We start from the raw sequence: 14,676 nt of genomic DNA, 5'->3' as shown, positions 1-14,676 counted from the left end.
TGGAACATCCCAAGGCCGCGCGCCGCAATGTCATTTACTCGGCCGCGGTAATGCGGCCGAACTCCGTCGCCTGCCGCTCGAACAACCCGCGATAGATGCCCCCTGCGCGCGCCGTCAGCGTCGCGTGGGTGCCCTGCTCAACGATCTTGCCGCGGTCGAACACCAGGATCCGGTCGAGGCTGCGCACCGTCGACAGCCGGTGCGCGATCACGATCGAGGTGCGGCCCTTCATCAGCCGCTCCATCGCCTGCTGGATCAGGCCTTCGGACTCCGAGTCGAGGCTGGAAGTCGCCTCGTCCAGGATCAGCACCGGCGCATCGGCAAGGAACGCGCGCGCCAGCGCGACGCGCTGCCGCTCGCCGCCCGACAGCTTGACGCCGCGTTCACCGACCAGCGTGCCGTAACCTTTCGGCAGCCGCAGGATGAACTCGTGCGCATTCGCCAGCCGCGCCGCCTGCTCGACCGCCGCCATGCTGGCGCCGGGCCTGCCATAGGCGATGTTCTCGGCCAATGATCGGTGAAACAGGATCGGCTCCTGCTGCACGATCGCGATCTGGCTGCGCAGCGAATGCTGCGTCGCCTTGGCGATGTCCTGGCCGTCGATCAGGATCTTGCCGCCGCCGATGTCGTAGAGCCGCTGCACCAGCTTGACGAACGTCGTCTTGCCCGAGCCGGAGCGACCGACCAGGCCGACACGCTCGCCTGCGCGGATGTCCACCGACAGGCCGTCATAGAGCGGATCGCGATGGCCGCCGTAATGGAACGTCACGGCGTCGAACACGATGCGGCCACCCTGGATGTCGATCGGCCTTGCGTCGGGCGCATCCGCGATGCCGATCGGCTCGGCGTGGATCGCGACCAGTTCCTCCATGTCGTTCACCGAACGCTGCAGGTTGTTGATGTGCATGCCGACGTCGCGCAGATACGCATGGATGATGTAGTAGCTGGTCAAGACATAGGTGACGTCGCCCGGCGTGGCGCGGCCCGCGATCCACAGCAGGATCGCGCCGCCGATCACGGACGTGCGAAAGCACAACAGCACCATCAGCTGCGCCGTCGAGGTGTAGTTGTAGCGTATCCAGGTCCGCCGCACGCGCCGGCCCCAGCGGCCGATGACGCCAGCCAGCCGCCCGTCCTCGCGCGCTTCCGCGCCAAAGGATTTCACCACCGCGTTACACGTCAGCGCATCCGCCAGCGTGCCGCCGACCTTGGTATCCCAGGCGTTGGAGACGCGCGCAGCGGGAGCGATGTAATTCATCGAGAACGCGATCGTCATCGAGACATAGACCACCGTGCCGACCGCAATGACCGCCCCGAGCGAGGGCCAGTGCAGCCCGAGCAGGATCATCGAGCCCAACAGCACCGTCAGCGACGGCGCCAGCGCCATCAGGATGGTGTCGTTGAGCAGATCGAGCGCCCACATGCCGCGGGTGATCTTGCGCACGGTGGAGCCGGCAAACGAGTTGGCGTGCCAGTCGGTCGAGAAGCGCTGCACCCGCATGAAGGCGTCGCGCGACACGTCGGACATGATCTTCAACGTGAACGGCACGATCGCCTGCAGCCCGATCAGCCGCAGCACCATCGACAGCGCGCCCAGCGCCACGATGCCGCCAAAGGCGATCATCGCCGCGCGGCGCGCGGCGGGATCGGAGGCGCCTTGCGTCAGCGCATCGACCAGATGGCCGGAGAACAGCGGCATGAACAGGTCGGCTGCGGTCGCACCCAGCAAACCGCCGGCAACGACGCTGGCGCGGCCGGGCTGTTCGAGCCAGTGGCGGAACACGAACGGGAGCACCACGCGGATCGCCGTGGGACGCTTGTTGGTTTGAACGGTCATGGCCTCATCCGGCACCGCTTGCGCGCACGCCGGCTCCATTTGAAAGGACGCGCGGGACGGCACAGGACCGAACGCAAGCGTCGTTGAAAAAATCGGTAACTCGTTGAGAAGTTTTGAAGATCGGGGAAGCTTGGGATGATCGGGACGTCAGGCCCGATCAGCGCTGGCGAAAAGTGGCCTCAAAGGCCCGGTACAGCGTCCAGCATAGGCATCGAACGCGAGCGGGCGGTCTGCGAATTAGACGAAATCATGCAAATCCTCCCCGGTTCGAGAGACAATGCGTTGCTTATAAATGCATCACGGGTGATTTGCAACATGACAACCGCGTGAGCGCGAAGGATTCCAGCGATCGTAGCCCGGATGAGCGCAGCGATATCCGGGGAAATCGTCCGCCACGTTAGACCGCCACTTTAATGCCCTGGGCCGCCACCCGCCGCCAGCGCCGGCGGCTTGTTCAGCAGCACGACCAGAAGGCTGAGGCCGACATAAAACACGGCCAGCATGAAGAAGGCGTCGCCGAACCCCATCACGACAGCCTGGCGGTGGACGATCTGCGATAGTTGCTTCATCGCCATCCGCGCGGCGTCGCCCATGCCCTGCATGCGCTGGGTGAACATGTTGAGCGTCTCCACGGCTGTGGCGTTGCCCCAGTTCATGCGGTCGTGCAGGCGGGAGATGTGCAGGTCGGTGCGCTCGTTCAGCACCTGGTTGATCAGCGCGAGCCCCACCGCGCCGCCGAGATTGCGCGTCAGGTTGAACAGGCCGGAGGCGTTCTTGACCCGCTCCGGCGCCAGCGTGCCGAGCGCGATGGTGTTGGTCGGCACCATCGCGAACATCATGCCGACGCCGCGCAGGATCTGCGGAACCAGCAATTCATAGAAATCATATTCGCGGGTGATCCAGGTCATCAAATAAGAGCCGAGCGCGAAGCTGCATAGCCCGAAGGCGATCAGGTAACGCATGTCGACCTTGGTCATCAGCCGTCCGACGATCGGCGCGGTGAGGAACATGGCGACCCCGGAGACGAACATGGTCTCGCCGATCATCAGCGCGCTGTAGCCGCGCACTTCGGCGAGATAACGCGGATAAACATAGGTCAGGCCATACAGCCCGATGCCGACGCAGAACGAGATCAGGCAGCCGATGGCGAAATTGCGGTCGCCGAACGTCCGGATGTCGACGATCGGCTCATGCGCTGTCAGCACGCGCCAGAAAAACGCGATTCCCGACACCAGACAGACGGCAGCACAGGCCGCGACCGACGTATCCTGCAGCCACTGATATTGCGGGCCTTCCTCAAGCACATATTCGAGCGAGCCGAGGAAGCCCGCCATGAACAGCAGGCCCCACCAGTCGAAATGTTCGAGCAGCTTGAAGTTCGGCTCGTCGAAATCGACCAGGATCAGCACACCGATGGTGATGCCGATGCCCGGAATGATGTTGATGAAGAACAGCCAGTGCCACGACATCAGGTCGGTGATGTAGCCGCCGACGGTGGGACCAATCGTCGGCGCCAGCGTCGCGACGAGGCCGATGATCGGACCGACGATGTAGAATTTCGAGCGCGGAAACACCGTATAGGCGGAGGCGAACACGGTGGGGATCATGCCGGCGCCGAGAAATCCCTGCAGCGCGCGCCACACGATCATCTGCTCGATCGTCGACGCAAAGCCGCAGAAGAAGCTCGCGATGGTGAAGCCGGAGGCGGAGATCGCAAACAGCAGGCGGGTGCCGAGCGCACGCGACAGGAACCCGGACAGCGGGATCGCGATCACCTCGGCGATCAGATATGAAGTCTGCACCCACGACACTTCGCTCGAGCTTGCCGAAAGCCCGGCCTGGATCTCGTTCAGCGATGCCGAGACGATCTGGATGTCCAGGATCGACATGAACATCCCGAACACCATGATGAGGAACGCAAACAGCCGCCGCGGCGGGATGCGCTCGTCCGGCACGCCTGCGGCTGGTATCATCGACGGCGATGCGGTGGTGGCGTCTGCCATGATCTGCTCAGGACGCGCGCGGGGCTAACCCCGGCGCTGAAAAAATTACTTCGGATGAAGCATCGGCGACGCGTCGAGGTCGGCCTCGTTGTCCGCATCGGCCGCGCCGTCACGGGTGTTGACGGTGGTGTAGACCGACATGCCTGCGCGCAGCAGGTTTTGCTTCGCGACATCCTTCGGCACCCGTATCCGCACCGGCAGCCGCTGCACGATCTTGGTGAAATTGCCGGTGGCGTTATCGGGCGGCAGCAGCGTGAACACCGAGCCCGCCGCGGGCGAGATGCTGTCGACCACGGCGGCGAACTTGCGATGGCCGTAGGCATCCACGGAAATCGTCACGGGCTGGCCGGGGCGGATCCGCTTGAGCTGGGTTTCCTTGTAATTGGCGTCGATGAAGACGTCGTTGAGCGGCACCACATTGCCGAGCCGCTGGCCGGCCTGGATGTAGTCGCCGGTGTTGACGATGCGGTTGGAGAAGGTGCCGTCGACCGGCGCACGCACCGCGGTGAAGGCGAGATCGCGCTCGGCCTTGGCCAGCGTGGTCTGCAATTCCGCCAGCTGGGCGCGGGCTTCGTTCTGCTGCGCCCGGGTCACCTCGACATTGTCGCGCGCGGCATCAAAGGCCGCCTGCGCCGATTTTACCTGCGCGACACCCTGATCGCGGCCGGCTTCGGAAACTTCGAACGTGGCGCGCGAGGCAAAGCCCTTGGTGCTCAGCGCCTGCTGGCGGTCGAAGTCGAGACCTGCGCGCTTCAGCGCCGCTTCCGCGGAGACGAGTTGCGCCTTGGCCTGCTCGACCGCGCTTTCCATCGCCGCCACCTGACGGCCGATACGGTCGATGGTGGCCTGCTGGGTCGCGATCTTGGTGCGCGCGGCTTCCACGGCGATGCGGTAATCGCCGTCATCGATCCTGTAGATGACGTCGCCGGCGCGAACGATTGAATTGTCTGCTGGAATGATCGAAGCGATATGGCCCGCGACCCGCGCACCCAGCGTGGTGTTGTTGGCACGCACATAGGCGTCGTCGGTCGAGATGTAAAAGCGTCCGATGAACGTGTAGTAGACGCCGTAGCTGACGGCCGCGAGTGCCAGCAACGCGAACACGCCCATCATCACGAATTTGCGCTTGCCGGATTTCGGCGCGGCGGGTTGTGCGGCATCGGCGGGCGGTGCGGCCGGCCTGTCGGTCGCCGGCGCGCCCGGAGCGGTTGCCGGCTGGCGCCTGGTTTCTTCCGCAACGTGAGTTCGAAGCTGGTCCGCCAACTGGGCGGGGTCGCGCGCGGCTTCGTCTTCGGCCGTTGCCGCCTCCGGCTCCTGACGAGCCGACGCCTCCGGCTGTTGCCGAACGACGCGTGCGGCCTGGTCTCTCGCTGCGGCCATACTCCGGCCTCCCCATTACTCGTGCACGGCGCAGACGCAGCCGAAACCCGGCCGTGAAGGCATCGTCATTCCCAGAATTAACATTGACCGAACCGTTCGGTCAAGATACATTTGCGTGAAGGACCATAGATCGAAAGCACCTTCCCGTGCATATGTCCGGTTGAAATCTTTCCCGAGAAGATAAACCAATGGTTGCAGATACGTCGCATACGCTTGATGTCGTCGCCGACGAGGATTCCTCGAAGCGCCGCCAGATCCTCGACGGCGCGCGAAAGGTGTTCCTCGATCTCGGGTTCGACGGCGCCAGCATGGGCGAGATCGCGCGCTCCGCCGGCGTCTCCAAGGGAACGCTCTACGTCTATTTCGCCGACAAGCACCGCCTGTTCGAAGCCATCGTCGAGGAAGAATCGATCGAACAGGGCAAGACCGCATTCAATTTCGATCCCGACCGCGACGTCGACATCACGCTGCCGGAATTCGGCCGGGCCTACATCCAGGTGCTTTGTCGGCCCGGCGGCGGCTCGGCGATCCGCACCGTGATGTCGATTGCGGAGCGGATGCCGGACGTCGGCCGCAGATTTTATGACAATGTGCTGGCCCGCACCGTCAACCGCTTCGCCGCTTATCTCGAGGCGCGGGGACGGCTCGGCGAACTCGCGATCGACGATTACGAACTGGCGGCCTGGCAGTTCATGCAGATGTGCCAGGCGACGCTGTTTCAGGCTTTCATCTTCCAGGCCAAGCCCTCACCGTCGCCAGAGCAGATCGCAACCGTCGTCGACAGCGCGACGCGGGTGTTTCTGACGGCGTATCGGGCGAAGCGGGACTGACGGCGACGTCGCTCCCTACAAAGACTGTCATCCCCCGCGCATGCGGGGGATCCAGTACGCCGCGGCTTCTCGGCTCTATCACTGATGTCTCTGGAATACTGGATCGCCCGCCTTCGCGAGCGACGACAGTTGAGGTTGGGCACACATCTTCGCATTCCAGCGGCGCCTCCGCCTCCCGTTCCTTCAAATTGTCCGCAACTGCAACCGGGCGCTCCCTCTCCGCGTTTGACCCGCGGGAGGAATCCGCCATGGCAATTTTCGGTCGAAAGCCCCGGCCCTCGCGCCGGCGAACCAACCAAGCCGCATGGATGACCATCGACGGCAGTTTTGCCGCGCGTCAATGCACCGTCATCGACATTTCAGAGGGCGGTGCGCAATTGCGGGTGGAAGACCCGCAATTCGTCAAGCCGCATTTTCATCTGAAGTTCGACCGGGCCTCCCCGGGCAGGGCCTGCAAGGTCGCCTGGAAGAAGGGCGACCTGATCGGGATCAAGTTCGTTTAGGGCGGACGGCGCCGCCTGCTTGCGCTGACCGCCGCGCGGCTGCGCGCGATGCGGTGCAACAATCCGCGCACGCCATGGAACAAGTGTTCCCGCCAGAAGTTGCCTGCGACGAAACCAAAATCGACCTTTGATTCAAAAGCTGGGTTCGTATTTGCGCCGACGCAGGCTCTCAAAGCGCAATCATTTGAGAGACTCGGGGGAACAAGAGGCCATGCGTGTCCTGATCCTTGCATTATCGATCCTGGGAATTCTTGTCTGCTCGGACGCTGCCAAGGCGGGGCCCAGCACGACCACGCGCGATCAGGCCGCATCCGTCGATGAGGCGGTCTTCACCGACGAAGCAACCCAGGAAACCGAGGATCGGATCGGCCTCGACAAGCGAAAGCGCCGCGACCTGCAGCGCCGGCTGACCCGGCTCGGCTTCGACACCAGGGCCAACGGGAAGTTCGACGCGCGGACCCGCGCCGTCATCACGCGCTGGCAGGCCGCGCGCGACTATCCCAAGACCGGCTTCCTCAACACGTTGCAGCATCAGGCACTCCTGAACGAGTCGGTCTCGACGGCGAACGCCAGCGCCCGCGACAACAAGTCCGGTAACGAGCGCCGCGCCCGTCGTCGCGGCGGAAGCAATCCGGTTGGCGTGATCGGCGGTGTCGTGGGCGGCGTAGTCGGCGGAATTTTCGGACGCCGGTAATCCGCAAATGCTACTGGGCTTGAACCCGGCCGCCGCGACCGGCGGCGAGACGTGGGGCAGTTAGCCGCGCCCCTACACAAATCCGTCATTTGACACTTCGTCTCATTTTGTCAAATTCGTCAAATGAAGCCCCGCGACCGCATCCTCGATGCCGCCATGCTGGTGTTCCGCCGGCAGGGGTTTCGGCGTTCGTCGATCGAGCAGGCGGCGGAGGCCGCCGGCCTGACGCGGCAGGCGCTCTACCATCATTTCAAATCCAGGGAAGAACTGTTCCGCGCCGTGATCGAGCGGCTGCATGAGAACGCGCTGGCCGCCGAGATCGCGGCGGGCGAGGCCACCGAAAAGGCCGGCGGCGGTCTCGCCGACATCCTGATCGCAGAGATCACCGCGCGGATCGGGCAGTTGATCGCGCCGCTCGAGGGTTCGCCCCATATCGAAGAGCTGTTCTCCGAGCACCTGCTGCAGGCCCGCGACATCTACCAGAAATATGCCGCGCATTATGCCGCGCAGCTGACGTCCACGATCGAACGCGTCTGCCGCAAGCAGCGTCTCGCGATCAAGGGCATGACCGCGCCCGACTTCGCGCGCTGCGTCGAGATGGCGTTCAACGGCACCAAATCAGCCTATCCGGCGATGCAGCCGGCCGACGCCTTCCTGCGGGATTTCGGCATCATGGTGCGCACGCTGGTCGCCGGCGCCGTGAGTCCAGCGCCGAAGCCGCGTTCAAGGGACACTGCAAGAGAAACTGCAAGAAAACCTGTCGCAAGCAAAACCGCCCGCAAATCAGGAGATCGCAGATGAGTACGATGACGATCAACGGCCGTGTCGCGCCCCTGCCCGACGACCTCGACGCCATGCTGATCGATGTGGTCAGAAGCGATCTCGACCTCACCGGCACCAAGCTCGTCTGCGGCGCCGGCGTTTGCGGCGCCTGCACCGTGCTGGTGGATGGTGCGCCGGTGGCGAGCTGCCTGATGCCGGCCCGCGCCGCCGCCGGCAAGACCGTCACCACGGTCGAGGGCATCGGCGCCGAAAAGCTGCATCCGGTGCAGAAGGCGTTCATGGTGCACGACGCGCTGCAATGCGGTTTCTGCACGCCGGGCTTCATCGTCGAGGCCGCGGCGTTCCACGGCCACTGGCGCGCGACACGAGGAACGGCAACTCCTTCGCGCGACGAGATCGGCGCTGTCCTGTCGGGGCATCTGTGCCGCTGCGGCGCCTATGACGGCATCTTCAGCGCGGTGGCCGCGGCCTGCAGCGGCCAGTTCGACGGCGGCGACATCGTCTCGCCGCGCGTCGAGGCGCGCGACAAGGTGACGGGTGCTGCAAAATACACCGTCGATATCAAGCATGAAGGCCAGCTCGAAGGCGTCATCCTGCGCTCGGAGATCGCCCATGGCAAAATCGGCGAACTCGATTTCGCGCCCGCGCTGGCGCTGCCGGGTGTCGGCGCCGCGATCTCGTTGCTCGCCGAAGACCGTATCGTCCGCTTTGTCGGCCAGCCCATCGCCGCCGTCGCGGCCAGGGATCGCAAGACCGCGCTGGCGGCGATTGCCGCGATCAGGATAACCAGCGAACGTCTGCCCTCGGTGATCGGGCTCGATGAAGCCCGCAAGCCCAATGCGCCCGTGGTGTTCGAAAAGGCGGACCGCAAGAAGGCCGGCAACGTCTCCGAAGGCGGCGGCTCGCCGGCGCCGTGGAAGGCGAACATCCGCGGACCGTCGGCGGCGTTCTCGCTCAAGCCCAAGCTGGTGCGGAGCTGGGTCGAGGGCGCGCGGCAGGAGAAAAATCCGCTGCTGGTCGAAGGCGTATTCCGGACCGGCACGCAATCGCATACCTGCCTGGAGCCGCATGCCACGGTCGCGCATTTCGAAGGCGACCGCCTCACCGTGCACGCCTCGACGCAGAGCGTGTTCCATTTGATGGAGCTGATCGCCAAACGCTACAAGCTCGACCACGACAAGGTCCGCGTCATTGCCGACCACGTCGGCGGCGGTTTTGGCTCGAAGGCCAGCCTCGGCGCGGAGACAACGATCGCGATCGATCTGGCGCGCGCCGCCAACGCTCCGGTCCGCGTCGCCTTCGACCGCCATGAAGAACTTTCGGTGACCGGCTATCGCCCGGCGTCGGAGGTCAAGATCGCGCTGCTGCCCTCCGAGCAAGGCGGCTTGAAAGCGCTGTCGGTGACGGCCTATGCCGACACCGGCGCCGCGATCAATTCCACCATCGCCACCCTGGCGCGGCTGATCTATCCGGCGGAAGGCAAGGAGCTCGCCGATTTCGACGTCATCAGCAATCTGCCGCCGGGGGCGGCGTTTCGCGGCCCCGGCGGACCGCCGATGGCGTTCGCGGTGGAGCAGGCGATCGACGAAGCCGCGCTGCGGATGAAGGTCGATCCGATCGAGCTGCGCAAACGTTGGGATACCGATCCCAACCGGCGGCGGCTTTATGAATGGGCGCAAGGGCTCGACGTCTGGCGCAACCGGAAGTCACGGGCCGAGCAGACCGGCCGCTATCGCCGCGGCGTCGGCGTCGCCACCGGCTACTGGCTTTATCTCTGGCAACCCGGCTCGAAGGTCGAAGTGTCGGTCAAGGGCGGCCGCCTGATCGCGAGCACGGCGATCCAGGATATCGGCACCGGCAGCCGCACCGTGATCGCCAATACGGTGGCGCGCGAATTCGGCCTCGAGCCGCATGAGGTCGAGGTTCACATCGGCGATTCCAATTTGCTGGTAGGCCCGGGCTCGGGCGGCAGCCGCACCACCGCCTCGGTGGTGCCGCCGACATTGCTCGCGATTCAAAAGCTCAAGGCCGCGATCGAAAAAAATGCAAAACGAAAGCCGGCGCCGGGCTCCAATGCGCCGTGGCGCGAATTGCTGGCGGCGTCGCCCGACCTCACCGCATCAGGCGTGCGGCCGGAGGACAGCAGGCAGATGGCGCCGGGCGTTGAGTCGCCGCTGAAGCAGGTGGGGATTTTGGGCTGGATCTTCGGCAAGATGATGCGCTGGATGTCCAACATGGTGATCGGCGCCGGCGTGCCCAGTTCAGTGCAGGTGATCGAGGTCGAAGTCGATACCTGGCTTGGCCATGTCCGTGTCCTCAACGTCCACACCGGCATTGCGGTCGGCAAGATCGCCGCGCCCGCACTGGCGCGCAGCCAGGCGGCGGGTTCGGTCATTCAAGGCATCGGCTATGCGCTTTATGAAGCGCGCGAGATCGATGGACGCACCGGCGATACGCTGAGCGGCGGGCTGGAGGATTACCGGATTCCCGGGATCGCCGACACGCCCGTGATCGACGTGCATTTCGACGAAGCCGGTTTCGATCACGTGCTCGGCGGCAGCGTCGGCATCGGCGAGGTCGCGACCGTGCCGACGTCGCCGGCGGTCGCCAACGCGATCTACAACGCCACCGGCATCCGGCCGATGGAGTTGCCGATCCGGCCCGACCGTTTGATCTCGGCGCTAAAAGGGAGGGCCGCCGCATGACACCGGCCATGACGACCGAATTCCGCGCCGCCGGCACTGACCTTTCCGAACGTCGCCGCAGCGGCGTCTCGAAGGGCCCGCTGATGGATATCGTGCCCGCGTCTGATATCTCGGGCATGAACTGGGGCGCCGACGGCACGCTGCGCATCGGCGCCTACACGACCATCGCCGCGATCGCCGCCGATCGAGGCATCGCCGCCGCCTATCCCGGCATTGCGGCGTCGGCGCAGGGCCTCGCAACACCGCAGATCCGTCACCTCGCAACGCTCGGCGGCAACATCGCGCAGCGTTCGCGCTGCTGGTATTTTCGGAATCCGCATATCGCCTGCCTGAAGAAGGGCGGCACGGATTGTCCGGCCCGCGATGGCAATCATCTCTATCATGTCGCCTTCGATCTCGGCCCCTGCGTGGCGCCGCACCCTTCCACGATGGCGGCAGCGCTGCTGGCCTATGATGCGACCATCATCACCTACACGCGAAGCGGGCTGTCGATACCGGACGTGCTCGGCGACGGCTCCAACGGCACCGTCGACAATTTGCTGCAGCCGGGCGAGATGATACGCGGCATTGAACTGCCCAAGCCCCTGGAAGGCGAGCGCGCATTCTACAAGCGCGCGATCAGCCGCGCCTATGCGGAATGGCCGCTGGTCGAGATCTGCGCCCGCGCGGTCGTCAAGGACGGCGTGTTCCAGTTCATCCGCCTCACCGCCGGCGGCATCGCGCCGGTGCCGCTGCGGCTGAAGGCGGCGGAAGGCGCCATGCAAGGCAAGGCGGCCAATGCGTTGAACATTGAAGTGGCCGCCAAGCTTGCGATGTCAGGCGCAAAGCCGTTGCCGATGACGGGCTACAAGCTCGATCTCCTGGAAGGCGTGGTGCGGGATGTGCTGGAGAAGCTGGGGACGTAATGTTGTAGGGCTACTGAATGCCTAACGCCCGATCGCGCCATGCATTCATCAGCGCGGCCAGTTCCAGGATATTGAAAGGGCCGAGAACCGCAACACTTCGCCGCGGTCCGAAGAAGTCGTCTTCATGGTTGCGGTCCAAATAGATCACGCATGGCGGACGTTCAAAGGAGACATTGAATTCCGAGGCCGCACGCCACGCGCATCTCACCCGGTCACCTCCATAATCTATTGTCGTGAATCCCCACGCACTGAGTTCGATCGTCGAGTCCCTGAAATAATTGACGAGGGCGAAGAGCAGAGAGAATCCGCCGATCACGACCCCCAACGCCTTGTGCTGCGGACCGTCCTGAAAGAAGACGTACACGCAGAACAATGCCAAGAGCAAAGCCGGTACCACGCTGGCGCTCTTGGGCGTGGACAGCGTCACCGGCCCCGGATATTGGGCGAGCACGTCATAGATGGTGATGGATTTTTTCATGCCGTCCGTCCGGCTTTTCCAACCCCCGCATCGCGCGCGACGATGACTGCGGAGGGCTAATGCCCGTCGAATTCGTCTTCTTCGTTGACCTTGCTTGAGTGCCGGTGCGCCCTCCTGCCGCCGAGCGAACCCGTCGTCCAGGGCTCGCGCGATGACGCGTAGGGACTGCGCCCTCCGGCCCTACCCGCGACCTGATCGCCGGAGACCGCTGCCGGCTGGCAGATCACCCGTCCGCTGGAGCGGCGCATCAGATCGACGTGGATATGGTCTTCGTGGTGACGGTTGGAGCCCGGCGCCAGCACGGTGTTGAACTGCTGGCAGGCACTCGCCTGCACGTCGCGCAGAAAGCCCTGCTCTTCCGGCATGCCGCGCCAGCCGCCCTTCACCGTCACGCGCCTGCCATCGGCCAGCGTAAAGGAGGCGATATCGAGCGCGTTGCCAAAAGCATGTTCGGAAATATGCGAATTCGGATTGCCGTTCATGCCGCGGCAGGAATAGGCGGAGATCTGCCTGATCTCGACCACGCGCACGCCGAACCAGCGCTGAGCGGCAGGCTGCACCGAATCGGCGAGCCAGCGGTCGAGCACCGAGACGATCGGACAGGCCAGCGTCGCGGTCGGCTTGATCGCGACCGGCCCTACCGTGTTGACGGGATCGCCCAGCGTTGGCCCGAGCCGCGGCGGCGCGGCGGCGGGCGCCTGCGAATAATTCGGGGATGCCGGGTAGCGCTCGCGCGGCGGATAGGAAGGCGCGGCCATATAAGAGCCGCCGCGCCGGTCGCGCGATTGCGGCGCGCCTTCGGCCGGCAGATCGATTTCGTCGTCCTGCTGGGCCACGCCCGGCGCGGTCAGCGAGATCGGCCCGTTGGACGGCCCGCCATAGCTCGGCTGGCGCAGCGCCTGATCGGAATAGGTCTGCGACGGTGCCGCGGCAGGCGCCGGCCGGACCGGCCAGCGCGGCTGGTTGCCGATCGTGCCGGGCGGCCGCAATTCGTCGGCGAAACCGAAACTCGGGCTGCCCTCGCCGAGGGCTGCGACTTTCAGCGGAAATTGCGCGCCACAGGCGCCGGGACCGGAAATCGGCTCAATCCGGACCAGTTCGGGGGTCTCCTTGACCGCTCCGGACTTCAGGCATGCGACCTCGGCCTCGGCCCGCCACGGTTCACGCTCGGCGGACTGAAACAGTCCGCGGCCGCAACCCGCCAAGGAGACAAGGACGAAGGAGCCGACGAGATACAAACGAACTCCACGCGTCATCCGCGCACGTTCGGCGAATTTATTTAAGAAGTCTTCAACACGTTGATTTCATGAATCATTTACCATGTTGCCTGGAACAGCCCGCTGTGGACAGGTCGGGATGGGCAACAACGCTGACTTGTTTTGGCGGGGAACGCTTTGTTAGCGTCGAGCGTTATGAGCGGGCACGACGTGAACCAAGGGGTATTCCCATGACCATGGTCAGCAGACTGAGCGTTGTAACCGCGTATCTCGCATTCGCCTTCGTCGGCGCCATTGTGATCGGCGTGTTCTAGGCTTCCCCTTCCAGGCGTGAAGCCAATCGAAAACTGTTCGCCCGGTGGTCGCTCCACCGGGCATTTTCATGCGTGATGATTACGAGCGCGGCTCCGCAACAGTCCGCTGCGACGACATCAGGCTTTCCGCAGTAGTGGTAGTCGGCCTGGCGTTGATCCGGCGCCAGTTGTTGCCGGAGCAGTAGAAGCGGCCGAGCGCGCAGGCTTCGACGCGCAGCGTGTTCTCGCCTTTCATATTCATGGTGCCGTAATAGGTGTCGCCGCTGGCCTGGCTGTAGACGCTGCCGGTCCACTGCTTCTCGCTTTTCGGCTTCATGTTGATCAGGACGGCCTCGCCCTTGTCGTTGGACGACGAATTGAGCACGTAGCCGCAAAGCGCGTTGCCGCATTTGGCGATACGTACCGATCCCTTGCCTTCGGTCTGCCAGTCTCCAACAGGCGTGTCGGCATCGTCGGCGACATCATGCGAGACACGCGAAATCTGCGGCACGGCCGTCGGGCGCGCCGGCTCGGCCGGCTTCGCAACCGGTGGCGCAGGTGGTGGGGGCGGTGGCGCGGGCGGAACAGCGAGTGTTGCCGGCGGAGCGGGCGACTGCGGCGCGGGCACGATTTGCGTGGCGGCGGCGGCCGGCCTGTACACGGCCGGCGGCGGAGCGGCGACGGATTGAACCGGCGGCGGCACGACCGCCGGTGCGGTTGGCAATGTCCTCGTTGACTCGCTGATCCTGCGATCATCGCGATAGCGATCCTCGTCGTTGTAACGATCACGGTCGTCATAACGACCTCGGTCGTCATAGCGATCCCGGTCGTTGTAACGACCTCGGTCGTCATAACGGCTTTGGTTGCGCGAGGTGCCCGAAATCGAAACCGAGGCGCAGGAGGTCGAACGGCAATATCTGGACGCGTCGATCTGGATGCGATGGCCGCCGACCACGAATGAAATCGAGTCGCCGGCATACGCGGACGGACTGAGCAGCATCAGTGCGGCGAGAAAACAGAAACGCTTCATCGGACCCTTCCCGGATTA

General features: G+C 64.6%; 12 protein-coding genes. 6 read left to right on the top strand and 6 right to left on the bottom strand.

The window, feature by feature from the left end; translation table 11 throughout:
* Positions 1 to 34: 34 nt before the first annotated feature.
* From JQ641_RS18235 to JQ641_RS18225, 3 genes are all read right to left on the bottom strand, one after another.
* Entirely contained in the window at positions 35 to 1,837 is a 1,803-nt protein-coding gene (locus tag JQ641_RS18235) for an ABC transporter ATP-binding protein (protein WP_211997351.1), read from the bottom strand.
* Positions 1,838 to 2,247: 410 nt separating this feature from the next.
* Positions 2,248 to 3,840, bottom strand: a complete 1,593-nt coding sequence (locus tag JQ641_RS18230) for a DHA2 family efflux MFS transporter permease subunit (protein WP_211997350.1) — start codon at positions 3,838 to 3,840, stop codon at positions 2,248 to 2,250.
* A gap of 45 nt (positions 3,841 to 3,885) precedes the next feature.
* Entirely contained in the window at positions 3,886 to 5,220 is a 1,335-nt protein-coding gene (locus tag JQ641_RS18225) for an HlyD family secretion protein (RefSeq protein WP_211997349.1), read from the bottom strand.
* Positions 5,221 to 5,408: 188 nt separating this feature from the next.
* Here JQ641_RS18225 and JQ641_RS18220 point away from each other — a divergent pair, with 188 nt between their 5' ends.
* The 6 genes from JQ641_RS18220 (at position 5,409) to JQ641_RS18195 (ending at position 11,640) form a co-directional block, all read left to right on the top strand.
* Positions 5,409 to 6,050: a TetR/AcrR family transcriptional regulator gene (locus JQ641_RS18220; protein ID WP_211997348.1), complete on the top strand. Its 642-nt coding sequence runs from the start codon at positions 5,409 to 5,411 to the stop codon at positions 6,048 to 6,050.
* A 248-nt stretch (positions 6,051 to 6,298) separates the two neighbouring features.
* A complete protein-coding gene (locus JQ641_RS18215) occupies positions 6,299 to 6,553 on the top strand; it encodes a PilZ domain-containing protein (protein WP_211997347.1) in 255 nt (84 codons plus the stop codon).
* A 211-nt stretch (positions 6,554 to 6,764) separates the two neighbouring features.
* A complete protein-coding gene (locus JQ641_RS18210; protein ID WP_211997346.1) occupies positions 6,765 to 7,247 on the top strand; it encodes a peptidoglycan-binding domain-containing protein in 483 nt (160 codons plus the stop codon).
* A gap of 123 nt (positions 7,248 to 7,370) precedes the next feature.
* Entirely contained in the window at positions 7,371 to 8,048 is a 678-nt protein-coding gene (locus JQ641_RS18205) for a TetR/AcrR family transcriptional regulator (RefSeq protein ID WP_211997345.1), read from the top strand.
* Positions 8,045 to 10,735, top strand: a complete 2,691-nt coding sequence (locus tag JQ641_RS18200; RefSeq protein WP_211997344.1) for a molybdopterin-dependent oxidoreductase — start codon at positions 8,045 to 8,047, stop codon at positions 10,733 to 10,735. The genes JQ641_RS18205 and JQ641_RS18200 overlap by 4 nt, the downstream gene beginning before the upstream one ends.
* Positions 10,732 to 11,640, top strand: coding sequence for an FAD binding domain-containing protein (locus JQ641_RS18195; protein WP_211997343.1), 909 nt, complete (start codon positions 10,732 to 10,734; stop codon positions 11,638 to 11,640). Before JQ641_RS18200 ends, JQ641_RS18195 begins: the two co-directional genes overlap by 4 nt.
* A gap of 10 nt (positions 11,641 to 11,650) precedes the next feature.
* Here the strand turns inward: JQ641_RS18195 and JQ641_RS18190 are convergent, their stop codons facing one another.
* From JQ641_RS18190 to JQ641_RS18180, 3 genes are all read right to left on the bottom strand, one after another.
* Positions 11,651 to 12,118 carry a hypothetical protein gene (locus JQ641_RS18190; RefSeq protein WP_211997342.1) on the bottom strand — a complete coding sequence of 156 codons (468 nt, stop codon included), beginning with the start codon at positions 12,116 to 12,118 and terminating at the stop codon, positions 11,651 to 11,653.
* 56 nt (positions 12,119 to 12,174) lie between these two features.
* Positions 12,175 to 13,374 carry an extensin-like domain-containing protein gene (locus JQ641_RS18185; protein ID WP_211997341.1) on the bottom strand — a complete coding sequence of 400 codons (1,200 nt, stop codon included), beginning with the start codon at positions 13,372 to 13,374 and terminating at the stop codon, positions 12,175 to 12,177.
* Between the two features lie 354 nt (positions 13,375 to 13,728).
* Entirely contained in the window at positions 13,729 to 14,658 is a 930-nt protein-coding gene (locus tag JQ641_RS18180; RefSeq protein ID WP_211997340.1) for a DUF2147 domain-containing protein, read from the bottom strand.
* Positions 14,659 to 14,676: the final 18 nt, after the last annotated feature.

Source organism: Bradyrhizobium sp. JYMT SZCCT0180 (genome assembly GCF_018130165.1).
In the GTDB taxonomy this organism is placed as follows: domain Bacteria; phylum Pseudomonadota; class Alphaproteobacteria; order Rhizobiales; family Xanthobacteraceae; genus Bradyrhizobium.
The sequence above is the reverse complement of the archived record's forward strand: the minus strand, read 5'-3'. Positions and strand labels throughout refer to the sequence as shown.

Coding starts and splice junctions, on each gene's coding strand:
- JQ641_RS18210 (WP_211997346.1), top strand. CDS start 6,765: ATGCGTGTCCTGATCCTTGCATTATCGATCCTGGGAATTCTTGTCTGC.
- JQ641_RS18230 (WP_211997350.1), bottom strand. CDS start 3,840: ATGGCAGACGCCACCACCGCATCGCCGTCGATGATACCAGCCGCAGGC.
- JQ641_RS18180 (WP_211997340.1), bottom strand. CDS start 14,658: ATGAAGCGTTTCTGTTTTCTCGCCGCACTGATGCTGCTCAGTCCGTCC.
- JQ641_RS18220 (WP_211997348.1), top strand. CDS start 5,409: ATGGTTGCAGATACGTCGCATACGCTTGATGTCGTCGCCGACGAGGAT.
- JQ641_RS18215 (WP_211997347.1), top strand. CDS start 6,299: ATGGCAATTTTCGGTCGAAAGCCCCGGCCCTCGCGCCGGCGAACCAAC.
- JQ641_RS18235 (WP_211997351.1), bottom strand. CDS start 1,837: ATGACCGTTCAAACCAACAAGCGTCCCACGGCGATCCGCGTGGTGCTC.
- JQ641_RS18185 (WP_211997341.1), bottom strand. CDS start 13,374: ATGACGCGTGGAGTTCGTTTGTATCTCGTCGGCTCCTTCGTCCTTGTC.
- JQ641_RS18190 (WP_211997342.1), bottom strand. CDS start 12,118: ATGAAAAAATCCATCACCATCTATGACGTGCTCGCCCAATATCCGGGG.
- JQ641_RS18205 (WP_211997345.1), top strand. CDS start 7,371: ATGAAGCCCCGCGACCGCATCCTCGATGCCGCCATGCTGGTGTTCCGC.
- JQ641_RS18195 (WP_211997343.1), top strand. CDS start 10,732: ATGACACCGGCCATGACGACCGAATTCCGCGCCGCCGGCACTGACCTT.
- JQ641_RS18225 (WP_211997349.1), bottom strand. CDS start 5,220: ATGGCCGCAGCGAGAGACCAGGCCGCACGCGTCGTTCGGCAACAGCCG.
- JQ641_RS18200 (WP_211997344.1), top strand. CDS start 8,045: ATGAGTACGATGACGATCAACGGCCGTGTCGCGCCCCTGCCCGACGAC.